Below are 24,856 nucleotides of genomic sequence, written 5' to 3'. Positions count from 1 at the left end.
CGGCGTCCTGTAGTTTTACTACAAATCGTCGGCCATTTCAGCCTTTCGAATGTATATACGAGTAGTAAAACTACAGATGAGCGGCTTGTGGCCTCCGGCTGCGTTGTGAGAATAATCGTTAAGGTTGGTCTTTTGCCAACCGAAAAAGGTGAAAGCTTGATGCTGCCTGCCAAAAATAAAGAAATTTCAGCTATTTCTAACCTTTGTTCGACAGTCGATCAGGTAGTGCGAATTGAAAATTCACTACATGCAGCCTTCTACACGCCGATCAAGGATAGACCATGAGCCTCCCTCCGCTTGCCGAACTGCCCGGCATTCTCCTGCCGTTTGTCACCCGCGCTGAGCAGTCGTTCCGTACCGCCGTTGCCGAGTTGGAAGACGACCATGGCCTGTCTGCCTGGACCGCTGAGCGCTGGGCGCAATTCGCCCGCGTCACCGCCGCCAGCGACTTCGTGACCGAACAAAGTGTCCGTGACCCCTTGATGTTGTTGGCGCTGGTGCAGTCTGGCGAACTGGACCGCAGCTTCGCACCCGGTGAGTTGTGCGGGCAGATTGCGGCGGCCGTGAATGCGGCCGACACCGATGATGAACTCGGTCGCGCCTTGCGCCGTCAGCGCACCCGTCAGCAAGTGCGGATCATCTGGCGCGACCTGACTCGCCAGGCCGACCTGGTCCAGACCTGCCGCGACCTCTCGGACATGGCCGATGCGAGCATCGATCAGGCCTATCAGTGGTTGTACTCGCGGCATTGCCAGCAGTTCGGCGTGCCTACCGGCCGGCGCAGCGGCGAAGCTCAGCACATGGTCATCCTCGGCATGGGCAAGCTCGGTGCGGTGGAGCTGAACCTGTCNTCCGATATCGACCTGATCTTCGCCTACCCCGAGGGCGGCGAAACCGTCGGCGTGAAACGCTCGCTGGATAATCAGGAATTCTTCATTCGTCTTGGTCAAAAATTGATCAAGGCCCTCGACCCGATGACCGTCGACGGTTTTGTATTCCGTGTCGACATGCGCCTGCGGCCATACGGCTCGGCCGGCGCCCTGGTGNTCAGCTTCAACGCGCTGGAGCAGTATTACCAGGACCAGGGGCGCGACTGGGAACGCTACGCGATGATCAAGTCGCGGGTGGTGGCCGGCGATCAAGTGGCCGGCGCGCAACTGCAAGAGATGCTGCGCCCGTTCGTTTATCGGCGTTACCTGGATTTTTCCGCCATTGAAGCGCTGCGCACCATGAAGCAGTTGATCCAGCAGGAAGTGCGGCGCAAAGGCATGGCCGACAACATCAAGCTGGGCTCGGGCGGCATCCGCGAGGTGGAGTTTATCGCGCAGGCGTTCCAACTGATCCACGGCGGTCGCGACCTGAGCCTGCAGCAACGCCCTCTATTAAAAGTACTGAGCACCCTGGAAGGTCAGGGCTACCTGCCGCCGGCCGTGATCAGCGAGCTGCGCGAAGGCTACGAATTTCTGCGGTACACCGAGCACGCGATCCAGGCGATTGCCGACCGCCAGACCCAGATGCTACCGGACGGTGCGCAGGATCAGGCGCGCATTGCCTTTATGTTGGGCTTCGCTGACTGGGAGGCTTTCCATGCTCAGCTTATGCATTGGCGCGGCCGCGTGGCCTGGCACTTTGGTCAGGTGATCGCCGATCCCGATGAAGAGGAAGGCACCGAAAGCGAAGTGGTGGTCGGCGGTGAATGGCTGCCGCTGTGGGAAGAAGCTCAGGATGAAGAGGCCGCCTGCCGTCAGTTGGAAGAGGGCGGTTTTGCCGATGCCACCAAGGCCTTGAAGGCGTTGGCCGGTTTGCGCAGCAGTCCGCAGTTGCGGGCGATGCAGCGCTTGGGGCGCGAGCGCCTCGATGCGTTTATTCCGCGGTTGCTGGCTCAGGCGGTCGAGCATGCCAATCCGGATCTGGTGCTTGAGCGCGTACTGCCGCTGGTTGAAGCGGTGGCCCGTCGCTCGGCGTATCTGGTGTTGCTGACCGAGAACCCCGGCGCGCTGCGACGTTTGCTGACCTTGTGCGCGGCAAGCCCGTGGATCGCTGAGCAGATCACCCGCTTCCCGCTGTTGCTCGACGAATTGCTCAATGAAGGGCGATTGTTCAAACCGCCCCTGGCGCCGGAACTGGCCGCCGAATTGCGTGAGCGTCTGACCCGGATTCCCGAGGATGACCTTGAGCAGCAAATGGAAGCCCTGCGCCACTTCAAACTGGCCCACCGCCTGCGTGTCGCGGCTTCGGAAATCGCCGGCAGCCTGCCGCTGATGAAAGTCAGCGATTACCTGACCTGGCTCGCCGAGGCCATCCTCGAACAAGTGCTGGCCCTGGCCTGGCGCCAGACCGTGGCGCGCCACGGCTCGCCGCAGCGGGTGGACGGCAGCCTATGCGATCCTGGGTTTATCATTGTCGGTTACGGCAAAGTCGGCGGGATCGAATTGGGGCATGGTTCGGACCTGGACCTGGTGTTTATCCACGACGGTGACCCGCAGGCGGAAACCGACGGTGCCAAGCCGATTGACGGCGCGCAGTTTTTTACGCGTTTAGGCCAGCGGATCATTCACTTGCTCACGGCTCAGACCAACTCCGGCCAACTGTATGAAGTCGATATGCGCCTGCGACCTTCCGGCGCCTCTGGGTTGCTGGTGAGTTCGGTCGGGGCGTTTGCCCGCTATCAGGAAAACGAAGCCTGGACCTGGGAACATCAGGCCCTGATGCGNGCTCGGGTGCTGGTGGGCAGCCAGGATGTCGGCCTGGCGTTCGAGAAGGTTCGCGCGGCGATATTGGGCAAACCACGGGACCTGGCGACCTTGCGTCAGGAGGTCAGCGAAATGCGCGCCAAGATGCGCGATAACCTGGGCACCCGGACCACGGCGGCCGGTACCGGCGCCAATGCCTTCGAGCCCACGGCGGCGTTCGACCTCAAGCAGGACGCCGGAGGTATCGTCGATATTGAATTTATGGTGCAATACGCCGCTTTGGCGTGGTCCGNAACACACCCGCCATTGCTTCGCTGGACGGATAACATCCGCATTCTGGAAGAGCTGGAACACGAAGGGCTGATGCCCGCCGAAGACGCCAGCCTGCTGCGCGAGGCTTACAAAGCCTACCGCTCCGCCGCGCACCGGCAGGCCTTGCAGAAGGACGCCGGGGTGATACCGGGCGACCAGTTTGTCGATGAACGCCGGCAGGTATTGCGGATCTGGCGTGAGCTGGGGTTAAGCTGAAACGCGCGAGTTGAAGCAACAAGATTCAAATGTGGGAGCGAGCCTGCTCGCGAAGGCGGGGTGTCAGTCGCCATCGATGCTAGATGTGACGGCCCCTTCGCGAGCTAGCTCGCTCCCACAGGAGATCTGCTTTGTATCGCAGATCGATGTACACCAAATCCCAATGTGGGAGCGAGCCTGCTCGCGATAGCGGAGTGACAGTCGACAGCAATGTTGAAGGTGATGACCCATCGCAAGCCGACAGGCTCTCGCAGTGATTCTCGAGGCGGGGAGGCGTATGCCTCCCCGGTTCGTTTNTGGAAACTACATGAATATTCTGATCGTTGGGCCCAGTTGGGTCGGTGACATGGTGATGGCGCAGACACTGTTCCAGTGTCTCAAGCAACGCCACCCGCAATGCGAAATCGACGTCCTGGCCCCCGAATGGAGCCGGCCGATCCTGGAGCGCATGCCCGAAGTCCGTCAGGCCTTGAGCTTTCCGCTCGGCCACGGCGCNNTCGAACTGGCGACGCGCCGGCGCATCGGCAAATCCATGCTCGGCCAGTACGACCAAGCGATCCTGCTGCCCAACTCGCTGAAATCGGCGCTGGTGCCGTACTTTGCCGGCATCCCTAAACGTACCGGCTGGCGCGGCGAGTTTCGCTACGTGTTGCTTAATGACGTGCGCACGCTGGATAAAGAACGTTTTCCGCTGATGATCGAGCGCTTCATGGCGCTGGCTTATGAGCGCGGTGCCGANTTGCCGACACCTTACCCGCGCCCGAGCCTGCAGATCGACCCGGTTACACGCGACGCGGCACTGGCCAAGTTCGGCTTGATCCTCGACCGTCCGGTGTTGGCGCTGTGCCCCGGCGCCGAGTTCGGCGAATCCAAGCGCTGGCCGTCCGAGCACTACGCCAAGGTCGCCGAAATGAAGATTCGTGAAGGCTGGCAGGTGTGGTTGTTCGGTTCGAAAAACGATCACTCGGTGGGTGAAGACATCCGCCAACGCCTGATTCCCGGTCTGCGCGAAGAAGCCGTGAACCTTAGTGGCGACACCTCGTTGGCCGAGGCCATCGACCTGTTGTCCTGCGCCGACGCGGTGGTGTCCAACGACTCGGGCCTGATGCACGTNGCTGCCGCGTTGAACCGCCCGCTGGTGGCGGTCTACGGCTCGACGTCGCCGGGCTTCACGCCACCCTTGGCCGAGCACGTCGAGATCGTGCGCCTGGGCCTCGAATGCAGCCCGTGCTTCGATCGCACCTGCCGCTTCGGTCATTACAACTGCCTGCGCCAGCTCATGCCGCAAGCGGTGAACGAAGCCTTGCAGCGGTTGCAGGGCNCTGTGGTCGAGGTCCGTTAGTTTGCGCGTACTGGTAATCAAGACCTCATCCCTGGGCGACGTGATCCACGCCTTGCCGGCACTGACCGACGCGGCGCGGGCAATCCCTGGCATTCGCTTTGATTGGGTGGTGGAAGAAGGCTTTGCCGAGATCCCTACCTGGCACCCGGCGGTGGACAAGGTGATCCCGGTGGCGATCCGTCGCTGGCGCAAGAACCTCTGGCAAACCCTCAAGAGTGGCGAGTGGAAGCGCTTCAAGCAAAGCGTTCGCGCTACCCCATACGATCTGGTGATCGACGCCCAGGGCCTGCTGAAAAGCGCCTGGTTGACGCGCTATGTCAAAGCGCCGGTCGCCGGGCTCGACAAGGACTCGGCGCGCGAGCCAATCGCCGCACGTTTCTATTCCAGACGCCTGGCCGTGGGCCGTGGACAACACGCGGTAGAGCGGGTGCGTCAATTGTTTGCCCTGGCTCTGGGCTACGACCTGCCCAAAGGCCTGGGCGATTACGGGCTGAACGTCGAGCGCCTGGTGGAACTGCCGCGNAAAAAACCGTTTGTGCTGCTGCTGCACGGCACCACTTGGGACACCAAGCACTGGCCCGAAGCCTATTGGCGCGAGCTGGCCGAACGCGTTGGTTATCTGGGCGTTGCCGTGAAGCTGCCGTGGGGCAATCCAGTTGAAAAAGCCCGGGCCGAGCGCATTGCCGCAGGGTTCCGGCATGTCGAAGTCTTGCCCAAGCTGAACCTGGCCGGTGTCGGCAAAGTGTTGGCCGGCGCTCAAGCCTGCGTGGCCGTGGACACCGGCCTCGGTCACTTGGCCGCGGCGCTCGACGTACCGACCCTGTCGCTGTTCGGCCCGACCAACCCGGGCCTGACCGGCGCCTACGGCAAGGCGCAGATTCACATCGCCAGCGACTTCCCCTGCGCACCGTGCCTGCAAAAGAAATGCACCTATCAACCGACGGCCGAAGATGCCCGTCGGTTCGACATCAAGCGTGAGTCGCCCCTGTGCTTCACGCGCTTGAACCCTGAGCGTGTGGCAAGCCGACTGAGCACGTTGTTACTGGCTGAGGAGCTGCACTGATGCAACTGGCTTTTGTTCTGTACAAATATTTCCCCTTCGGTGGCCTGCAGCGCGACTTCATGCGTATCGCCCTGGAGTGCCAGCAGCGCGGCCACCAGATTCGTGTCTACACGCTGATCTGGGAAGGCGACATTCCGCCGGGTTTCGAAGTGCTGGTGGCGCCGGTCAAGGCGTTCTTCAANCATCGCCGTAACGAAAANCTCAGCGAGTGGATGGAAGCNGATCTGGCCAAGCGCCCGGTGGATCGCCTGATCGGTTTCAACAAAATGCCTGGCCTGGACGTTTACTACGCCGCCGATGGCTGTTTTGAAGACAAGGCGCAGAACCTGCGCAACTCGCTATACCGTCGCTGGGGCCGCTACCGGCACTTCGCCGAGTACGAGCGCGCGGTGTTCGCCAAGGACGCCAAGACCGAAGTGCTGATGATCTCCGAAGTGCAGCAGCCGCTGTTCATCAAGCATTACGACACCCCGCTGGAGCGCTTCCATTTGCTGCCGCCGGGCATCTCCCAGGACCGTCGCGCGCCAGCCAATGCCGCCGAAATCCGAGCTGATTTCCGTCGCGAATTCAACCTCAAGGACGATGAGCTGCTGCTGGTGCAGATCGGCTCCGGGTTCAAGACCAAGGGCGTTGATCGCAGCCTCAAGGCGCTGGCCGCGTTGCCCGCTGATCTGAAGAAACGCACGCGCCTGTTTGTAATTGGCCAGGACGACCCCAAAGTATTCCAACTGCAGAGCGCCACATTAGGGCTGGGCGACAACGTGCAGTTCCTCAAGGGCCGCAGCGATATTCCGCGTTTCCTGCTGGGTGCCGACCTGTTGATCCACCCGGCGTACAACGAAAACACCGGCACTGTGTTGCTCGAAGCCCTGGTGGCCGGGTTGCCGGTGCTGGTCTCGGCCGTGTGTGGGTATGCCCATTACATCGCCGAGGCCGATGCCGGCCTGGTGTTGGACGAACCGTTCGACCAGGCGCAATTGACGCAGTACCTGACCGGCATGTTGAACGACGCTCAAGCACGGGCGGCCTGGAGCCGCAACGGTCTGGCCTTCGCTGAGACGGCCGACCTCTACAGCATGCCGCAGCACGCGGCGGATGTGATTCTGGCGGAGCACGCTTAATGAAGTTGATGCTGGCTGAACCGTTCAAGAGCCTTTGGGCCGGACGCGATGCGTTCACCGAAGTCGAAGGCTTGCAGGGCGAGGTTTACCGTGAGCTGGAAGCGCGCCGGACCTTGCGCACTGAAGTGAACGGCAATGGCTTTTTCGTGAAGATCCACCGTGGCATCGGCTGGGGCGAGATCGTCAAGAACCTGGTCACCGCCAAGCTGCCGGTGCTGGGCGCGGGCCAGGAGTGGCAGGCCATCGAGCGCCTGCAGGAAGTCGGCGTGCCGACCATGACGGCGGTTGCGTATGGCGAGAAGGGCAGCAACCCGGCGGATCAGCATTCGTTTATCGTCACCGAAGAGCTGGCGCCCACCGTCAGCCTCGAAGACTTCAGCATCGACTGGATCAAGNANCCACCCGAGCCGCGCCTCAAGCGCGCGCTGATCGCTGAAGTNGCGCGCATGACCGGCATGATGCATCGCGCCGGGGTCAACCACCGCGACTGCTACATCTGCCACTTCCTGCTGCACACCGATAAACCGGTGACGCCTGACGACTTCAAACTCTCGGTGATCGACCTGCACCGTGCCCAGACCCGCCCGGCGATCACCCAGCGCTGGCGCAACAAGGATCTGGCGGCGCTGTACTTTTCAGCCTTGGACATCGGTCTGACCCAGCGCGACAAGCTGCGATTCCTCAAGGACTATTTTCAGCAGCCGCTGCGCCAGGTTCTGGCTGAAGAAGCGTCGCTGCTTGCCTGGCTTGAAGGCAAGGCCAACAAACTCTACGACCGTAAACAGCGATACGGGGATGCGCTCTGATGCCGGGTTGGAAACTGGAACCTGAATACAGCGACCTGGCGGAAGATTTTGGCAGCCTGGAAGCGGTGTTCGCGCTTCAAGGCGAACGCTTGACCCGCGACCTGTTGTCCGAAGTCATCCGCGTCAATCGCAACGGCGTCAATTATTACGTCAAGCGTTACGTAGGTGCCGGTAAAGGCCTGCGCCGCTACCTGGGCAAGCCGCGGGTGAAGTCCGAATGGCAGAACCTCAAGCGCTTCGCCAGGTGGGGNATTCCTACCGCCGACGTGGTTGCCTGGGGACTGGAGCGGCGCGGCGCGGCGTATGCCCGTGGCGCGATGATCACCCGTGAACTGCCCAACACCGAAGACTTGTCGGCCCTCGCCGACCGCCACGATCCCAAGTTGGCGGACCGCGCCTGGGTCGACACGGTCAGTCGTCAGTTGGCCGGTTATACCCGGACCATGCACGACAACCGTTTCACCCATAACGATTTGAAGTGGCGCAACCTGTTGGTCGACGATCATCAGACCCTGTACCTGATCGATTGCCCCAACGGTGATTTCTGGCGCGGGTTCTGGCTCAAGTACCGTATTACCAAAGACCTGGCCTGCCTGGACAAAGTCGCCAAGTATCACTTGTCGGCTACCCAGCGCCTGCGCTTTTACCTGCAATACCGCCAACGTGACCGGCTGAATGCCGACGACAAAAAACGCATCCGGCACGTGGTGAGATTTTTCGAGGGACGCGAATGACTGATTTTCTGGCCGCTGAAGACCGTGCGCTACTTGAGCGTCATGGCCTCGGCACGTTCGACGCACTGTGGGCCAAGCAGCTCGACGCGGTGGATGAACCCAATACCGTCGGTGGCGGCTGGAGCAGCGTGTTTCGCCTGGAGCTTGAAGGTCAGGGCTACTACCTCAAGCGCCAGAGCAATTACCTGACGCGTACCCTTCATGCGCCGTTTGGCGAACCGAGTTTTGCCCGCGAGTTTCGCAACATCAGTCGTTATCAGAAGCTGGGTATTCCAGCGCTGAAAGCGGCATTTTTTGGTGAGCGCAAAGTCGACGGGGAAGTACGGGCGATTCTGTTGACGCGCGCGCTGGACGGTTGGGATGACCTGGATTCGCTGTTGCAGCGCTGGTCGGACCTGAGCGAAGCGCAACACACGGCCATTATGAAATCCTGTGGCGAACTGGCGCGGCACCTGCACGGCGTGCGTCAGCTTCATGGTTGCTTCTACCCCAAGCACATTTTTCTGCAGGCCACAGGCACAGGGTATGCCGCGCAGTTGATCGACCTGGAGAAAACCCGCCCGTTGCTGTTCGGCAGGCGCGACCGGGTCAAGGACCTGGAACCGTTGCTGCGCCGTGCGCCAGAATGGACTGAAGCGCAGTTGCGCCAGTTGCTGGCAGTTTATGTGGATCAGCCACCGGACAGTTCGCTGGTGGACAGTTGGGTTTCGCGCCTGGCCGCGCGACGCAGTCACAAGGAGGCGCGCTGATGCGCTTGTCCGAACTGAAAGGCGCCGGCCGCAGTCCGAGGCTGCCGATGAGCATTTCACTGGCCGATGCCGCCGGATCTGCCGAGTTGCAGTTGCTGAGCCTGTTGCGCGTGTTGCCGGGGCAGCGTTATGTCGGCGCTGGCGTGTGGCGCGGCCGGCCGGTGCTGGCCAAGCTGTTGGTCGGCAGCAAGGCGGCGCGGCATTTTCAGCGTGAACTGGACGGCGTGCGCTTGCTCGCCGATCAAGGGCTGACCACGCCGCAGCTGCTGGCCGACGGCNTGNANGAAGGCGAGGGCGGCTGGCTGCTGTTCGATTTCCTTGAGGGCGCCGAGAGCCTGGGGGATACCTGGAAAAAAGTCGAACACCTGCCGGTGCTGGCGGATATGCAAGGGGCCGTGCTGGCCGAGGCGTTGGGCGCTATCGGCCAAATGCATCGCAAGGGGCTCTGGCAGGAAGACCTGCACCTGGACAACCTCCTGCGTCAGCGTGGCCGGTTGTACCTGATCGATGGCGGCGGCGTCTGCGCTGAAACCCCGGGCCAGCCGCTGTCACGGCAGAAAGTCCTGGAAAACCTCGGCGTGTTTTTCGCCCAGTTGCCCAAGTCGCTGGAACCGTTCACCGAAGAACTGCTGGTGTATTACCTGTTGAGTAACGGCGAACACGCGCTGCCGATGGAAGCATTGCAGAAGCAGATCGACAAGGTTCGCAGCTGGCGCTTGAAGGACTACCTGATCAAGGTGGGCCGCGAGTGTTCGTTGTTCAGCGTCCAGCGCGGGGCTTTTGGCTTGCGGGCTATTCGTCGCGAGGAAGAGCCTGCGATGCTGCCGGTGCTGGAACAGGCCGATGCCTTGCTTGACCAGGGCCACCTGTACAAAACCGGTGGTGCGGCGAGTGTAGGAAAAGTCGAGGTTGATGGTCGGCCGCTGGTGATCAAGCGCTACAACATCAAGGGATTCGCCCATTGGCTCAAACGCTTCTGGCGCCCGAGCCGTGCCTGGCACTCGTGGCGCGAAGGCAATCGCCTCGCGTTCCTCGGCATCGCCACGCCCAAACCGCTGGCGTTGCTGGAGAAGCGCTTTTTCTGGCTGCGCAGCCGGGCTTATCTGGTCACCGAATACTTGCCGGGGCCGGACATCATCGAGCGCTTCGCCCCGTATGTTGAGAACGGTGATGCGCCCGAGGCTGAATTGCTGGCACTGGATCATTTGTTTGCCGAGTTGATCCGCGAGCGAATCAGTCATGGGGATTTCAAGGGTCATAACCTGTTCTGGCAACAGGATCGCTGGGCGCTGATCGATCTGGATTCGATGTGTCAGCATGGCTCGGTGGGGAGCTTTGCCCCAGCATATGCACGGGACCGGGCGCGGTTCATGCGTAACTGGCCCGAGAGCAGCGCGCTGTATCAGGTCATCGACCAGCGTCTGCCCAAAGGCATTTCTGGCGTCGCCTGAATCGCCATCGCGAGCAAGCTCGCTCCCACAAGGGTGTTAGCAAGCTCGCTCCCACAAGGGTGTTATGCACGACGCAGATCCGATTTGGGAGCGAGCTTGCTCGCGATGGGGCCATACCTGCCCATCGAGATCTAGGGGACAAGTTCTTGTGAACTATCCTACATGATCCCCAGACCCCATGAACTGTGCCCTGAAGAGCCGCGATGCTAGTTTGCCTGACGTTCACGGAGGGCAAATCTTGACCATAAAAACGGCTGTTGCAATCGGTACTTTCTCACTGGCTTTATCGGGTTGCGGGACCGCACTGACGGTGCTGCAAGATGACGAAGACGCCGCTCGCGGCCTGCGAAAACAAAAAACCTACTGCCAGTCCATCCCCCGCATGTACAGTGGTCTGGCCTACGACTTCTGCATCTTGAATGCCCCGCCAGATCCCACCGGCTTCCTCGTCCCCTTCGTATTGCTGGACCTGACCCTGTCAGGGGTCATGGACACCGTTTCCTTGCCCTATACGATTTACCGCCAGGCCACCGACGGCAACCTCGGTATTTACTGGTGGGCAGGCCGCGGATAAGCGGGATGCCACGCTTTCGTCCAGGAGGGGTAATAAGCGCTGGGTCATTCCCGTCATGTTTACGCTATAAGCCCCGATGAACTCACCGAGGCTATAGCGCCGACCGGGATCTCCCAGTCCATTTGAGCAGGTGGGCAGGCCGCGGATAAGCGGGATGCCACGCTTTCGTCCAGGAGGGGTAATAAGCGCTGGGTCATTCCCGTCATGTTTACGCTATAATCCCGCCCTTTAGCTGTCTCTCGCCCCTTGCGAGGGGCACATTAATTTTTGAGGCGCANCCCGCCTGTATGCAGACTAAAAGAGGCTAGACCCCTGTGGCATTGACGATTCTTGGCCTGTCCGGCGCCCTTAGCCATGATCCTTCCGCAGCGTTGTATATCGACGGCAAGCTGATCGCGGCCGCCGAAGAAGAGCGCTTCGTACGCGACAAACATGCAAAGAACCGCATGCCTTACGAATCGGCGAAGTTCTGCCTGGAACAAGCCGGCATCAAGCCTTCCGACGTTGACGTGGTGGCGATTCCCTTCGCGCCGATCAGCCTGTTCGGCGAGGCGCGCTGGCACTATGCCAAGCGTTACTGGTACGCCCCGGACCGCGCGCTCGACGCGATCCTGATGGGCAACCGTCGCTACAAGCGCTATCGCAACAAGATCGTCTGGTGCCTGGAGCAACTGGGCTTCGATCCGAAAAAAATCAAGATCGAGCCGGTTGAACACCACCTGGCCCATGCTTCCAGCGCCTACCACTGCTCGGGCTTCCAGGAAAAAACCGCGATCCTGGGCATCGACGGCAAGGGTGAGTACGCCACCACGTTCTTCGGCTACGGCGAAAACGGCAAGATCCACAAGATCAAGGAATTCTACGACCCGGACTCCCTGGGTGGCCTGTATGGCGCGATTACCGAGTTCCTCGGTTTCGAGATGCTCGACGGCGAGTTCAAGGTCATGGGCATGGCGCCATATGGCGATGCCAGCAAGTATGATTTCTCGCGCCTGGCCTCGTTTGAAAACGGCGAGCTGGTGATCAACACCGACTACGCCAACGTCATCGGTCTGCGCCGTTATAAAGAGAAGGGCAAGGGTTTCTACTTCTCGCCAAAACTGATCGAGTGGCTGGGTCCCAAGCGCGAAGGCGACATCGCCGACGAGCCTTACATCCACTACGCGGCCAGCATGCAAGCGCTGTTCGAAAAGCTGGCCCTGCAGATGATCGACTACTACCTGGGCGACGTGCTCAAGGAAACCGGCAAGCTGGCCTACGCCGGCGGTTGTGCATTGAACGTCAAGCTCAACCAGAAAATCATNGCTCGTGACGACGTCAAAGAGCTGTTCGTGCAGCCGGCGTCCGGCGATGCCGGCACCGCGGTTGGCGCGGCGGCCTATGTGTCCCACGCCCGTGGTGTACCGGTAGAGAAGATGGAACACGTCTATCTCGGCCCGTCCTACAGCAACGAAGACGTGATCGCTGCGTGCGCCAAACACGAAAGCAAGCCGGTGTGGCGCAAGATCGAAAACATGCCCAAGCGCATCGCCAAGATCATGGTCGACGGTAACCCGGTGGCCTGGTTCCAGGGCCGCATGGAGTTTGGCCCGCGTGCATTGGGCGGTCGTTCGATCATCGGTTGCCCGAGCGCCACCGGCGTGGCTGACCGCATCAACCACCAGATCAAGTTCCGCGAGCGCTGGAGGCCTTTCTGCCCGTCGATGCTCGACACCGTGGCCCCGCAGATGATCAAGGTCGATCACCCGGCGCCGTTCATGACCTTCACGTTTGAAGTGTCGGAAGAGTGGAAAACCCGCGTACCGGAAGTGGTCCATGAAGATGGCACCTCCCGCGCCCAGGTGCTCAAGCGCGAATACAACCCGCGCTACTACGACATGATGAAAGAGCTGGAAGTGCTGACCGGTAACGGCGTGTCGCTGAACACCTCGCTCAACCGCCGTGGCGAAGCGATGATCTGCTCGCCGACCGACGCGCTGAACATGTTCTTCGGCTCCGACCTGCAATACCTGATCATGGAAGACATCCTGGTCGTCAAAGACGGCGTGGACCCTTATGACTCGGTCGGCTGAGCGCCACGTCCTGCAGTTCTGCCACGGCTATGACGGGCCGTTTCTGGACTGCGCGCGGCAGTACGCCAGTTTGTTCGCAGGCACCGGCTANCGAGTGACCACGGTGTTTTTGACCGGGGCTGCCGATGCTGAAGTTGCCGCGGGCTGCGCTTCCGATGAAGTGTTGTTCATGGAGTTCAGCTCCAAGGCCATTCGTGGCCTGAAGCTGGGCGCCATCCGTGAGTTGCGCAAGATCGCCGCCTCGCGCAATTTCAGTTTCTGCATTGCCCACCGCTTCAAGCCGATCTACATCGCCTTGCTCGGCACCTCGCTGCCGGTGATTGGCGTGCATCACGCGTTTGGCGATTACAAACGCGGCACCCGCAAACTCTTCGCGCATATTTTCAGCAAGCGCCTGAGCCTGCTCGGTGTGTCCGATGCGGTGCGTGACGACATGCGCCGTTGCCTGCCGAAATGGCCGGCCGGGCGGATTCAGACGCTCTATAACCGTGTCGATGTGCTGGCGTTGCAGACCAGCCAGGTATCGGTCCGTGAGGCCCGGGAAACCCTCGGTCTGTCGGCGGATGCCTGGATTGTCGGCAACGTCGGGCGGCTGCACCCAGACAAAGACCAGGCCACGCTGCTGCACGGATTTGCCGAGGCATTGCCGGGCTTGCCGGGCAACAGCCAACTGGTGATCCTCGGTAGTGGTCGCCTGGAAGAGGACCTCAAGGCCCTGGCCCGGGAACTGGGTATCGGCGACCGCGTGCTGTTCCTCGGCCAGGTGCCGGACGCCCGTCGNTACTTCCGAGCCTTCGATGTGTTTGCCTTGAGCTCTGATCACGAACCCTTCGGCATGGTGCTGCTTGAAGCCATGGCTGCCGGCGTGCCGTTGCTTGCCACTGCGTGTGGCGGGGCGAAGGAAGTGGTCGAGGGCGTCGGTATTCTGTTCCCGCTGGGCGATGCCGAACACTTGGCCCAAGGGCTGCAACATCTGGCTGCGATGGACGACCAGCAGCGTCACCAGTGCGCCGAGCTGATGCTCGATCGCCTACGTGAGCGTTTCTCCGACCGCGCGGTACGCGATGCTTTCTGGCATTTGCCGCATGTCACCGAACTGGCACCGAGGGGCTGATGCTCAACCGATTTCAAGGCTGGCGTGAACGGGGCTGGGCGGTGGTCGACGCCTCGACTTATGCACAAGCCTGGCAACGTTTTGGCGGCAGCGTCGCGACCCATCCTCTGGTAGTTGAACGCCTGGCACAGTTGGCCGACATCCCGGTGCGTTACCTGGCCTGGGAGCAAAACGGTGAAGTGAAAGCCGCCATCCCGACCTGGGGCCGCGACCTGGCACTGTCTAAAGACGTACTCAAGCGCCGTGGTAAAAAAGGCCTGTTCGACCTCGGTAATGCCGAGTTGATCCTGCCGGCCGCCGTTGATGCGCACGCGCCGCTGCGCCACCGCGGACGTTATTTGTCGGCGCTCAGTGAAGGCCGTTTCACCGACATCAAGTTGCAGGCCGAGCAACTGGCCATGGCGCGTACCCCGGAAGAGTTGTCGAAGAAGTTTCGTTATAACCAACGCCGCGAGTTGCGCCTGCTGGAAGAGGCGGGCGGTGTGGTGCGGCCGGTGCAGGTGTTCTCCAGCGCAGAGCTGTCGGCGATCTACTGCGACCTGTTTCAGCGCCGCTGGGGCTTTCCCGCCACAGGCGCCGAACGCATGGCACAGGTGATCGAGCTGCTGCGTGAGTGGCTGATCGGTTCGGTGATTTTCCTCAACGATGCGCCGATCGCCATTCAGTTGGTCTACCGCGTCGAAGCGCCGCAGTGGATCAGTGTCGAGTACATCAATGGCGGCGTGGACCCCGAAACCCGCGCCTTCAGCCCGGGCAGTGTATTGAGTTTCCTCAACACCCAAAGTGCCTGGGAACATGCGCGGGCCCTGGATAAACCCTTGCGGTTTTCCTTCGGTCGCGCCGACCGAGAATACAAGGACCGCTGGTGCAATCCCGTGCCGGTCTTCACCGTGTGAGTGAGCCCATGAGCCGCAAACAGCAACTGCTCAAGCGCCATCGGCGCAACAAACGGATCGGCCTGTTGATCGCGCTGGTGCTGTTGATTGCCATCGGCGTGCTGGTGGCATGGTGGTTGCCGCTGGTGCTTGCGGTGCTGGGCTGGATTGCCCACGAGGCATGGTTCGCCGACCATTTGTTTTATTCGCCGAAAGACGATTACCACTACAGCTTCCCGCCCTACACCCCACAGCCCAAGGTGCATCTGGACGGTGAGCGTCTGCGCCTGGACGAAGGTGTGATGCTGGTCAACGACGCAACGCTGGTGTTGGCGTTGCGGGTAAAAAGCACGTGGCTGGGGCGCTTTATCGACCCGATGGTCGAGTTGCTGGGTGGCGACAACCCGGACCGACAAACCTTTGAGCGCGGTGTGAATGGCCTGCGTTACCTGAACCTCAGTGGTCAGGCGCAAGTGCTGTCGCGGGGCGAGTTGCGCCTGCACGGACGCTTCTGCCGCTTGCTCGGTGAGCCGGTGCTGTGGGCGCTGGAGCAACCGGATTACCGCCGCCAGCGGGTGATGGTGATCGCGCCTCACGCCGACGACGCTGAATTGGCCGCCTATGGTTTGTACAGTCAGGCCGATGAAGCCTGGATCGTCACCCTCACGGCCGGCGAGATTGAAGCCGAGCACTATCAGCAAATGGGCTTGGGCAAGCCTGAGGCGGCACGGCTCAAGGGCCGTTTGCGCGCCTGGGACAGCATCGCTGTGCCGCGTTGGGCCGGGGTGCCGCAAGAACACTCCGTGCAGCTGGGTTATTTCTGCCTGCAACTGGCGGCGATGCAAGCCGCGCCAGCGCAGCCGATGGGTTCCCGTGAAGCCGAGTTGAGCGACACCCGCGTCTATCGCCAGTTGAATCCGTTTGCCCTGCCGGGCGACATCGATGGCGCACCGACCTGGAACAACCTGCTGGCCGATCTGCGTGAGCTGTTGTTGCGCGCACGCCCAGAAGTGATCGTGCTGCCGCACCCGACGCTCGATCCGCACCCCGATCATCTCAGCGCCCAGCAAGCGGTTCTCGAAGCCTTGAAAGGCCTTGAATGGCAGCCGACCACGTTGCTCGGCTACGCCAATCATCTGCACGATAACGATCGCTGGCCGATGGGCGACTCGGGAACCGGTACGGCGCTTCCCCCGGCTTTCGATTCGACCAGCCTGCTGGTTCCCTATTGCCTTGTGCTTTCTGCGGCGCAGCAGCGTGACAAGGCCATGGCGTTGGGAATGATGCACGACTTGCAGCCCCGGGCACCTTTCAAGCGGCGTTTGCGCCGCGTGTTGCAGCGTCTGTTGGCGGGGCGCTCCGGCTCACCCTACGGTGAAAACGAATTTTTTCGCAAGGCTGTGCGTCGCCATGAACTGTTCTGGCGTTTGTAAGTAAGTGACTCTNCTGGACAGCAGAAATGAAGCACTTCGCTGTCTAGCATGGCCGCGTCTTAAACCACTGCAGTGATTCTTCTGTGATCAACCCACGCCCGCGCATTGTTTTTCTGATTCCGTATTTCGGCCAATGGCCGTTCTGGATGCCGTTTTTCCTGGAAAGTTGTCGTCGCAATGCCGATATCGACTGGTTGCTGTTCAGCGATTGCGGCACGCCCGATAACCTGCCACCCAACGTCACCGTCGAGTTCATGACGTTCAGCGAATACTGCGGGTTGGTGTCAAAACGGCTGGGCATCAACTTTGCGCCCCAGGCGCCGTACAAGCTGTGTGATATCAAGCCAGCGCTGGGGCACATTCATGCTGACCGCCTCAATGGCTACGATTTCTGGGCGTTTGGCGACCTCGACCTGATCTATGGCAACCTGCGCGAATACTTCACTGCTGATCGGTTGGCCGGCTATGACCTGTTCTCGACCCATGAGCGGCGGGTGGCCGGCCATTTGTGCCTGATGCGCAATACCGCCAGAAAGCGCCAAGTGTTCATGCAGATCAAGGATTGGGAAGCGCGCTTCACTGATCAGGAGCATCATGCCCTGGATGAAGGCGCGTTCAGCAGGATTTTCCTGTGGCGCAAGAATTTTCCGAAGCCGCTGTTCGAGCTGGTAGGCAAGCTCAACCCGTGGCGTCGGCGCAGTGAATTCACCGAGGCGTTCAGTACGCCGGGTGGTGCGATCAAATGGCACGACGGCAGTGATCGCTTCCCGCATCAATGGTTCTGGAATAATGGTCGCCTGACCAACGACAGGGATGGCGGTCGGGAATTTCCGTATTTCCATTTTGTCTGCTGGAAGCGTAATCAGTGGCCGTTGCTGCCGGCGCCAGACGCCGCGTACATCGAGACGCTGGCCGCTGAAAAAACCTGGGTTGTTGATGCCACAGGTTTCCATCGAGGAGAGTTATGAGTCGGCGTCTCAAGGTCCTGCAATTGCAGCCTGACTACAATGTTAAATCCCATGATTTTGCCGACCTGGCCGAACAGATCGTCAAGGCATTGCCTGCGGACCGCTATGAAGTCACCGCCGCCTTTTTGCGTGGCCGGCCTGGGCCTGCGGACCCGGTCAGTCGCGCCGCCACGTCCGTTTACTTTGAGTTTTCCGACAAGTCGCTCAAGGGCTTGAGACTTCGCGCCATGTGGCGGCTGTATCAGTTTTGCCGCAAGGAAAAGTTTGACGTCGTGGTGTGCAACCGCTTCAAGCCGGTCAACATGATGTTGCAGCTGAACCGTTGGTTGAAGATCCCGTTGTGCATCGGCATCTCCCACGGCTTTGGCGAGTACGACCGCCTTTACCGACGCAAGCAGGCCCAGCGCTGGATCGACGAGCACTGGCGTTTTGTCGGCGTGTCGCCAGCGGTCAAGCAGTACCTGCTGGACTGCAAGTGCGGGTTTACCGACCGCAATACCTACGCCATTACCAATGCCATCGACATCGAGCAGGCCGAAGGCTTGCAGCATTCGCGTGAACGCGCGCGCGAGTTGCTGGGCATCGACCCTTCGGTTCGGTTGATCGGCGCCTTGGGGCGACTGGTGCCGGTGAAGGGCCACACCTATTTGTTGCAGGCATTTGCGGCGCTTAAAGACCGATACCCTTCGGCGCAGCTCGCCATCATTGGTGCCGGGCGCGAAGAGTCCAACCTGGCCGCGCAAATCAACAGCCTTGGTCTGGCGGGTCGTGTGCATTTGCTGGGCTTCAAGGAAAATGCCCTGCAATACGTACGCGCCTTTGATATCTGGGCGATGCCTTCGCTGGCAGAAGGCTTGGGCCTGGCATTGCTGGAAGGCATGAGCGGTCGCCTGCCAGTGATCGCCTCAAGCGTACCGGCCATGCTGCCGCTGATTGAAGGCGCGGGTGGCCTGGCCGTGGAGCCGGCCAACGTGCCCGAGCTGACCCAGGCGCTGGACACCTACCTGGCGCTGTCCGATGAAGCGCTCGCGCAGAAAGGCGAGCAGGCTTATCAGTACCTTCAGGCGCAGCACGACATTGAGGTGTTCCGCCAGGAATACCTGGAACTGATTGATTCAGGATTGGCTCAAGCACGCAGGAACAATGTATGAACCAGAGTCAGCCCTTGGTCACGGTGATCATCGCGTCTTACAACCATGCGCCCTACATTGAGGAAAGCATCCTCAGTGTCCTGAACCAGACGTATCCCAACATCGAGCTGTTGGTGATTGACGATGGGTCGACAGACGACAGTGTCGAGCGCATTCGTCGATTGCAGGAACACCATGCCTTCGACTTTCGTGTCCAGCAGAATCAAGGGCTGACCAATACGCTCAATGGCGCGATTGCCCGCTCTCAAGGCCCGCTGATTGTGCCGTTCGGCTCCGACGACATCATGTTGCCGGAGCGCATAGCGACCCAGGTGGCCTATATGGATGGCAAGCCTGAGGTGGGTATCTGTGCCGGTAATATCGAGCTGATCGACTCCAACGGCGAGCTGTTTCCCGAGAAGCGCCAGCGCCGGGATGTGCCTTTTCGGCGCCTGGACTTCGACGATATGTTTCTGGAGCGCAAACCCTACCCGCCAGCGCCCACGCTGATGATCCGGCGCGAGGCGCTGGAAAAGGTCGGTGGGTTCGACCCGCAGATTCGCCTGGAAGACTTGTTGATCGAGCTGAAGATTACCCGCGCCGGGTACTTCATCGACGGTTTGAACGTGGTGATGGCGCGCTACCGCAAGCACGCTACCAACTCGTACAAGAATCATCGATTCATGATCGACAACATCCTGCGTTCCTACGCGCTGTTCAGTGACCACCCGCAATATGACGAGGTGCGTTACAAGTTCCTAAGCTCCATGTTCCTCAAGACGTCCAATCGCAATCGTGCATTGGCGCGAGAGCTGTTGGCGCAGATCCCGTTTGGTGCCTGGAACAAGAAAACCTGGCGCGGCCTTGGCCGACTGTACTTTTCCCCGCTGGAAAAAGACTGATACCGCGTGAGTGCGCCCCGTTTCAGGGGCGCACCGGGCTCGCCTTCAGGTGGCAGGGCGAGCGAGTGTGAGGACCTGCTCGCGGATGGGGGCTGATCGCTTCAGCGAGCGACCTTCTCCGTTAGGCTCTTTTCGGCCTTTTTGCCTTGGCGCAGCCACTGCAAGAGTTTGCGGCCGGCCGACATGCCTGGCTTTTCTATGTACAAGAACGTCAGGCTACTGATGACAATCAGCAGGCACGTGCATACGGCCAGCAGCGACAGATAGGTCCAGGTGTCACGAGCGTCCAGGTCCATCACGAGCGGCAGGCGTTGCACCATCACCCAAAGCACGAACCCGTGCAGCAAATAGGTGCTGTAGCTGATTTCCCCGAGCCAGCGGATGCTGCGCGGCTTGAGAGCGCCGAACAGTGTGTTTCCAGAGGCCACGATGACAAAAAACAGGGAAAGCAGCAGCAGTGGCAGCAGGTTGAACGCGCGGTTGAATGCCGTAAAGGCAATCGCCAGCGCCAGCAACGCGATAATCCCCGCCTGTCGCGTCTGACCCCAGGCCATCAAGTGTGGGCGGCGTATCCAGTACGCCGCACCAATGCCGCCCAGGAAACTCGCCAGAAAGTGCTTCTTCAGTGAGTGCTCCCACCCGACCAATTGGTACAGCGCGTAAATGCCGATCAGGCACAGCACCACTTGCAGCCAGCTGCCGCGATAAATGAAGACCATGCCGGCCAATGGCAGCGCCAGATAGAAAAACACCTCGTAGCCCAGGGTCCAGGTGACGTTGGAGATCAGCATGCCGGTTTGGTGGTACTGGTTGACGTCCGGCCGGTCGAACGTCAGCCAGGCCAGTATCTGCCCGGCCAGTCGGATGCCGGGGTCCTTGAGTTCCCAGTTCTGCAGATAGAACACCGTGACAAATACAATCAGCATCAACGGCAGGTACAACGGGTAGAGGCGAAACACCCGAGAGACTGCGAAGGCCAGCCAGTCGTGTTGACGTCCCTGAGTGAGCAATCGGTTCCAGAACAGAAAACCGGTGATCATGAAAAACAGCGCGACGCTTCCCTGGCCCAGCTGCGAGTAGAAGTTGCTTGGCGGAAATTCGATAACGCCGGTGCGCAGGAAGATCCAGGTGATGACCGAATGGTGCACGAACACACCAAACGCCAGATAGCCGCGTAGTCCGTCAATGCTGGCATAGCGGCTTTCGCCGGAATGCTCCAGGTGACGGGTGATTTTCGGAACGGCGCGCAACAACAGGGCGGCGGTCACGATGGCCAGCAGGTAGGCTACCAGCGCAATGAACGGATTGGTTTCAGTCATCATTGAGTCCGAGCCGGGGAACTCCCGGCCAGCACTTGCCTGTGCAGGTTATCGACAGCGGATTTCGACGCCATCATGGCGTATCCCTGGAGCAGTGCTTCGAAATGGTCTTCAAACAGCCAGCGCTTATCCACCGTGTAGCGCTGCATATGGCGCAGATTACGCTGACGCAGGGACAGGCTCAGCGACGAAGGATAGATGCGCATGTCTGCCACGTCAATCAGGCCGAACTCACCGTCTTCCAAGAGCAGCACATTGCCCAAATGCAGGGAGCGGAAGTACACACCGCGCTCGTGCAACTGAGCCATAAACCGGCCGAACCGTTCAATCAGCGATTCACGCAGGCTGCTGTCCAGGCTTTGCAGGGCCTGACGCAGCGTCAGGCCGGGCAGCGGCCGATAGTGCACGGCGCTGCTGCCATCCTGCAGGTAATACAGATCAAGGATGGCCGGTGATGCAATGCCTAGCCGTCGCAGTTGTTCGCTGTTGCTGACAAAGCGTTCCGAATAGGGGTTGAACATGCCGGAGGTGTACCAGCGGCGGGCCCGGAACAGCTTGAGGAAGCTACCATCCTGCAGGCGCAGGACTTTCGGCCCAAGACCATCTTCCTCGATGACATCAGCGCCGCTGCGCAGTGCTTCAAACGCCTGCTGCTTGGGCGTTTGCACCGGAATGCGCAGCAGGCTGCCACGACGTTTGGCGATGCTCAGGCCGGCGATCAGGGCCAGGGGGATCCACAGCAGGAACCAGTGCTCCTTGGGCCGCGACAGGATGCCACCGCCTTCGGTCAGGCCGGCGCCGATGCCGTAGGCCAGCAGGGCGGAAGTCATTAGGAACAGCGGCTGTGCCCGCTCTTTAAAGCCTTTGTACAGGCCCCAGCCAAGCATGAAGATCCACGGGATAAAGCCGATGATGCCGACGTAATAGAGCACGCCGAGCGCAAAGCTGTGGGGTTCCATCAGCTCGACACCGCCCACGGGGTCGATGGCCAGGTCCGCGTTATAGCCATGACCGATCCACGGGTGATCAGCAATTTTGTTCAGGGCCAACTGCCAGATTTCAAAGCGATAGGAGTCGCCGCGTTCGATGATCATCTGCGAGAACAGTACGGTCACCGTTGCCCCACTGATGAGCAGCGCGCCGAGCAAGACCACGGACCTGCGACCCCAACAAATGAAACTCAGCCACAGTGACGCCAACGTCAGTGCAACCAGAGGCGTTCTTGACCCCGTTTCAAGCACCGCAGCGAACATGATGGCCATCGCCGGGATGCTCAGCCAGAGCACTTTCCGGCACTTGCAGGTCATGCTCAAACTCAGCCAGTACGCGCAAAAAAAGCCGAAGATGTGAGAACTGAGCAAAGGATTGTCGAACGCGCCGCCACCTATCAGCCGCAGCCCGGGCTCGTAGACTCGAGCAAAGAGGCATAAGTAGTAAGCCGTGCCGATCAGGGCGACCATCGAGGCGCTGAACAACAGCGGCTGAACGATTTCACTGCGATAACGCACCAGCAAGTAACAGCCTGCAAACAACAACAATGTATGCAGTGGCGGCTTGAACTGACCGATGCTTTTGTTTTCAGGGCCCCAGCACAAACTCACCAGCGCCCAGGCTGCGAACACCAGCACTGCGACGAAGATCGGTTCGCGCAGCAATTCCTTGAATTCACGGGGCCGCAAGCAAAGGGCAATCAGCGCTGGAATGCTGAACAGGCCATAAAAAAGCTTGTGATGCAGACTTCGTCCCGGCAGGAAAAACAGCGCGCACAAAAGCAAAAAGTAGCCGACCGGAAGAATCCAGAGGCAAATGAAATCGAAGACTCGATTGGATACGCTATTGAGGCGCTTGGAGTGCATACAGAAAAGCCATTCCAGAATTGAGAAAGCCGACCATCTTAAAGTAGTCGCTATGTAATGTCGTCGGTTGGATCCAACCGGGCCGTGGGTTATACCGGGTGCAAGTACAACAGAGAAGCTGTGCTAAAGTCAGCCTCCTTTTTCAAAACGCCGCGTGATATGACCGACTCCAGTCCGAGCGCAAGCCCTTCGAGCTTGAAAATATACTTCCGCCTGCTCATGTACGTTAAGCCCTATGCCGGCTTGTTCGCGCTGAGTATCGTTGGATTTCTGATTTTCGCGTCGACCCAGCCCATGCTGGGGTACATCCTCAAGTACTTCGTCGACGGCCTATCCAACCCGGAAGCGGTGCTGTTCCCCAACGTACCGTTCCTGCGCGACCTGCAATTGCTGCAAGCCGTGCCTTTATTGATCATTCTGATCGCGGCCTGGCAGGGCCTGGGTTCGTTCCTGGGCAACTACTATCTTGCGAAGGTTTCGCTGGGTCTGGTGCATGACTTGCGTGTCGAGCTATTCAATAACCTGCTGACGCTGCCCAACCGCTACTTCGATAACCACAACTCCGGGCATCTGATTTCCCGCATCACCTTTAACGTGACCATGGTCACGGGTGCGGCGACCGATGCCATCAAGGTGGTGATTCGCGAAGGCATGACGGTGATCTTCCTGTTTGCCTCACTGCTGTTCATGAACTGGCGCTTGACGCTGGTGATGATCGCCATCCTGCCGCTGATTGCGGTGATGGTCAGCACGGCCAGCAAGAAATTCCGCAAGCAGAGCAAGAAGATCCAGGTGGCCATGGGCGACGTGACCCACGTGGCTTCCGAAACCATCCAGGGCTACCGCGTGGTGCGCAGCTTCGGCGGCGAAGTCTACGAAGAGAAGCGCTTCTTCAAGGCCAGCCAGGGCAACACCGACAAGCAGCTGCGCATGACCCGCACCGGGGCGATCTACACGCCGTTGCTGCAACTGGTGATCTACACCGCCATGGCCGTGCTGATGTTCCTGGTGCTTTACCTTCGCGGCGATGCGTCTGCTGGCGACATGGTTGCCTACATCACCTTGGCCGGCCTGTTACCCAAGCCCATCCGTCAACTCTCGGAAGTCAGCTCGACCATCCAGAAAGGCGTGGCGGGTGCTGAAAGCATTTTCGAACAGTTGGACGAAGAGAAGGAAGTCGACCGCGGCACCGTCGAACGCGACAAGGTCAGCGGCCGCCTGGACGTACGTAACCTGAACTTCACCTACCCCGGCACCGAACGTGANGTCCTGAAAAATATCAGTTTCACCGCAGCGCCGGGGCAGATGATCGCGNTGGTGGGNCGCTCCGGCAGCGGCAAGTCGACCCTGGCCAGCCTGATCCCGCGGTTCTACCACCATGAAAGCGGCGAAATCCTGCTCGACGGTGTAGAGATCGAAGATTACAAACTGCTCAACCTGCGCAAGCACATTGCCCAGGTGACCCAGCATGTCACCCTGTTCAGCGACACCGTGACCAACAACATCGCCTACGGCGACCTGGCCGGTGCGCCACGGGCAGACGTTGAAGCGGCGGCGGCGGATGCCTATGCCAAGGACTTCATCGACCAGTTGCCCAAAGGCTTCGATACCCAGGTGGGCGAAAACGGNGTGCTGCTTTCCGGTGGTCAGCGCCAGCGTCTGGCAATCGCCCGGGCGTTGCTGAAAAACGCACCACTGCTGATTCTCGACGAAGCGACGTCGGCATTGGATACGGAGTCCGAGCGGCACATTCAAGCCGCGTTGGATAAAGTCATGAAAGGCCGCACTACCTTGGTGATCGCGCACCGTCTGTCGACGATCGAGAAGGCTGACATGATCCTGGTCATGGATCACGGCGAAATCGTCGAGCGTGGCACCCATGCTCAGCTGCTGGCGCAAGGAGGCTATTACTCGCGCTTGCACGCCATGGGCCTGGACACGCCGGCTGAAAACATCGCCTCGAGATTGACACGCAGACGCTGTCGATTGCGGATACCTGCCATCGGTTATCGGGTTTATTGATCAATAAATGAGTAAAAACCCCTGTTGAATCATCCCATTGCAGCCGCCACACAAGCCCACGCCAACCCTGTGGTAATATCGCGGCCCTGTTCATTTTGTATGTG

Annotated in this window: 20 protein-coding genes; 18 read left to right on the top strand and 2 right to left on the bottom strand. The window is 60.2% G+C overall.

The window, feature by feature from the left end; all coding sequences use genetic code 11:
- The 17 genes from B7L09_RS31995 to B7L09_RS14865 all read left to right on the top strand — a co-directional run.
- A partial coding sequence (locus tag B7L09_RS31995; protein WP_176457709.1) for a hypothetical protein occupies positions 1 to 285 on the top strand: 285 nt, incomplete at its 5' end.
- The gene (glnE, locus tag B7L09_RS14940) at positions 282 to 3,221 is read left to right on the top strand and encodes a bifunctional [glutamate--ammonia ligase]-adenylyl-L-tyrosine phosphorylase/[glutamate--ammonia-ligase] adenylyltransferase (protein WP_094469465.1); all 2,940 of its coding nucleotides are present in this window, start codon (positions 282 to 284) and stop codon (positions 3,219 to 3,221) included. The genes B7L09_RS31995 and glnE, both read left to right, overlap by 4 nt.
- 307 nt (positions 3,222 to 3,528) lie before the next feature.
- Positions 3,529 to 4,563, top strand: a complete 1,035-nt coding sequence (waaF, locus tag B7L09_RS14935) for a lipopolysaccharide heptosyltransferase II (protein WP_094469464.1) — start codon at positions 3,529 to 3,531, stop codon at positions 4,561 to 4,563.
- Position 4,564: 1 nt separating this feature from the next.
- A complete protein-coding gene (waaC, locus tag B7L09_RS14930) occupies positions 4,565 to 5,626 on the top strand; it encodes a lipopolysaccharide heptosyltransferase I (RefSeq protein WP_094469463.1) in 1,062 nt (353 codons plus the stop codon).
- Positions 5,626 to 6,747, top strand: a complete 1,122-nt coding sequence (locus tag B7L09_RS14925) for a glycosyltransferase family 4 protein (RefSeq protein ID WP_094469462.1) — start codon at positions 5,626 to 5,628, stop codon at positions 6,745 to 6,747. The genes waaC and B7L09_RS14925 overlap by 1 nt, the downstream gene beginning before the upstream one ends.
- Entirely contained in the window at positions 6,747 to 7,553 is an 807-nt protein-coding gene (rfaP, locus tag B7L09_RS14920) for a lipopolysaccharide core heptose(I) kinase RfaP (protein WP_094469461.1), read from the top strand. The genes B7L09_RS14925 and rfaP overlap by 1 nt, the downstream gene beginning before the upstream one ends.
- The gene (locus B7L09_RS14915; protein ID WP_094469460.1) at positions 7,553 to 8,287 is read left to right on the top strand and encodes a lipopolysaccharide kinase InaA family protein; all 735 of its coding nucleotides are present in this window, start codon (positions 7,553 to 7,555) and stop codon (positions 8,285 to 8,287) included. Before rfaP ends, B7L09_RS14915 begins: the two co-directional genes overlap by 1 nt.
- On the top strand, positions 8,284 to 9,036 hold the full coding sequence (locus tag B7L09_RS14910; protein ID WP_094469459.1) for a lipopolysaccharide kinase InaA family protein: 753 nt from the start codon (positions 8,284 to 8,286) through the stop codon (positions 9,034 to 9,036). The genes B7L09_RS14915 and B7L09_RS14910 overlap by 4 nt, the downstream gene beginning before the upstream one ends.
- The gene (locus B7L09_RS14905) at positions 9,036 to 10,487 is read left to right on the top strand and encodes a lipopolysaccharide kinase InaA family protein (protein WP_094469458.1); all 1,452 of its coding nucleotides are present in this window, start codon (positions 9,036 to 9,038) and stop codon (positions 10,485 to 10,487) included. Before B7L09_RS14910 ends, B7L09_RS14905 begins: the two co-directional genes overlap by 1 nt.
- A 238-nt stretch (positions 10,488 to 10,725) precedes the next feature.
- Positions 10,726 to 11,061: a YceK/YidQ family lipoprotein gene (locus B7L09_RS14900; RefSeq protein ID WP_094469466.1), complete on the top strand. Its 336-nt coding sequence runs from the start codon at positions 10,726 to 10,728 to the stop codon at positions 11,059 to 11,061.
- Between the two features lie 314 nt (positions 11,062 to 11,375).
- Entirely contained in the window at positions 11,376 to 13,133 is a 1,758-nt protein-coding gene (locus tag B7L09_RS14895; RefSeq protein ID WP_094469457.1) for a carbamoyltransferase family protein, read from the top strand.
- Complete coding sequence (locus tag B7L09_RS14890) at positions 13,117 to 14,247, top strand: glycosyltransferase (protein ID WP_094469456.1); 1,131 nt, start codon at positions 13,117 to 13,119, stop codon at positions 14,245 to 14,247. The genes B7L09_RS14895 and B7L09_RS14890 overlap by 17 nt, the downstream gene beginning before the upstream one ends.
- Entirely contained in the window at positions 14,247 to 15,143 is an 897-nt protein-coding gene (locus tag B7L09_RS14885; protein ID WP_094469455.1) for an antimicrobial resistance protein Mig-14, read from the top strand. Before B7L09_RS14890 ends, B7L09_RS14885 begins: the two co-directional genes overlap by 1 nt.
- 8 nt (positions 15,144 to 15,151) lie before the next feature.
- The gene (locus B7L09_RS14880) at positions 15,152 to 16,555 is read left to right on the top strand and encodes a PIG-L family deacetylase (RefSeq protein WP_094469454.1); all 1,404 of its coding nucleotides are present in this window, start codon (positions 15,152 to 15,154) and stop codon (positions 16,553 to 16,555) included.
- A gap of 83 nt (positions 16,556 to 16,638) precedes the next feature.
- Positions 16,639 to 17,523 carry a DUF6625 family protein gene (locus B7L09_RS14875; RefSeq protein ID WP_094469453.1) on the top strand — a complete coding sequence of 295 codons (885 nt, stop codon included), beginning with the start codon at positions 16,639 to 16,641 and terminating at the stop codon, positions 17,521 to 17,523.
- Positions 17,520 to 18,674 (top strand): glycosyltransferase family 4 protein, encoded by a 1,155-nt coding sequence (locus tag B7L09_RS14870; protein WP_064450370.1) that lies wholly within the window; start codon positions 17,520 to 17,522, stop codon positions 18,672 to 18,674. The genes B7L09_RS14875 and B7L09_RS14870 overlap by 4 nt, the downstream gene beginning before the upstream one ends.
- Positions 18,671 to 19,555 (top strand): glycosyltransferase, encoded by an 885-nt coding sequence (locus tag B7L09_RS14865; RefSeq protein ID WP_064450371.1) that lies wholly within the window; start codon positions 18,671 to 18,673, stop codon positions 19,553 to 19,555. The genes B7L09_RS14870 and B7L09_RS14865 overlap by 4 nt, the downstream gene beginning before the upstream one ends.
- Positions 19,556 to 19,656: 101 nt before the next feature.
- On the opposite strand, the gene B7L09_RS14860 is transcribed toward B7L09_RS14865, so the two are convergent.
- A complete protein-coding gene (locus tag B7L09_RS14860) occupies positions 19,657 to 20,874 on the bottom strand; it encodes an acyltransferase family protein (RefSeq protein WP_042932961.1) in 1,218 nt (405 codons plus the stop codon).
- Positions 20,874 to 22,730 (bottom strand): bifunctional O-antigen ligase/aminoglycoside phosphotransferase family protein, encoded by a 1,857-nt coding sequence (locus B7L09_RS14855; RefSeq protein ID WP_094469452.1) that lies wholly within the window; start codon positions 22,728 to 22,730, stop codon positions 20,874 to 20,876. Before B7L09_RS14855 ends, B7L09_RS14860 begins: the two co-directional genes overlap by 1 nt.
- Before the next feature lie 159 nt (positions 22,731 to 22,889).
- On the opposite strand from B7L09_RS14855, the gene msbA reads away from it, so the two are divergent.
- Complete coding sequence (msbA, locus tag B7L09_RS14850) at positions 22,890 to 24,752, top strand: lipid A export permease/ATP-binding protein MsbA (protein WP_094469451.1); 1,863 nt, start codon at positions 22,890 to 22,892, stop codon at positions 24,750 to 24,752.
- Positions 24,753 to 24,856 lie beyond the last annotated feature (104 nt).

Source organism: Pseudomonas mandelii (assembly GCF_002251635.1).
Lineage (GTDB): Bacteria > Pseudomonadota > Gammaproteobacteria > Pseudomonadales > Pseudomonadaceae > Aquipseudomonas > Aquipseudomonas mandelii_B.
Note: the sequence above shows the minus strand (reverse complement) of the source record. Positions and strands in the feature narration are given on the sequence as shown.

Bases quoted from the DNA above. Each gene is read 5' to 3' on its own strand.
- B7L09_RS14860 (WP_042932961.1), bottom strand. From the start codon at position 20,874: ATGACTGAAACCAATCCGTTCATTGCGCTGGTAGCCTACCTGCTGGCC.
- B7L09_RS14885 (WP_094469455.1), top strand. From the start codon at position 14,247: ATGCTCAACCGATTTCAAGGCTGGCGTGAACGGGGCTGGGCGGTGGTC.
- B7L09_RS14865 (WP_064450371.1), top strand. From the start codon at position 18,671: ATGAACCAGAGTCAGCCCTTGGTCACGGTGATCATCGCGTCTTACAAC.
- B7L09_RS14880 (WP_094469454.1), top strand. From the start codon at position 15,152: ATGAGCCGCAAACAGCAACTGCTCAAGCGCCATCGGCGCAACAAACGG.
- B7L09_RS14910 (WP_094469459.1), top strand. From the start codon at position 8,284: ATGACTGATTTTCTGGCCGCTGAAGACCGTGCGCTACTTGAGCGTCAT.
- B7L09_RS14870 (WP_064450370.1), top strand. From the start codon at position 17,520: ATGAGTCGGCGTCTCAAGGTCCTGCAATTGCAGCCTGACTACAATGTT.
- B7L09_RS14855 (WP_094469452.1), bottom strand. From the start codon at position 22,730: ATGCACTCCAAGCGCCTCAATAGCGTATCCAATCGAGTCTTCGATTTC.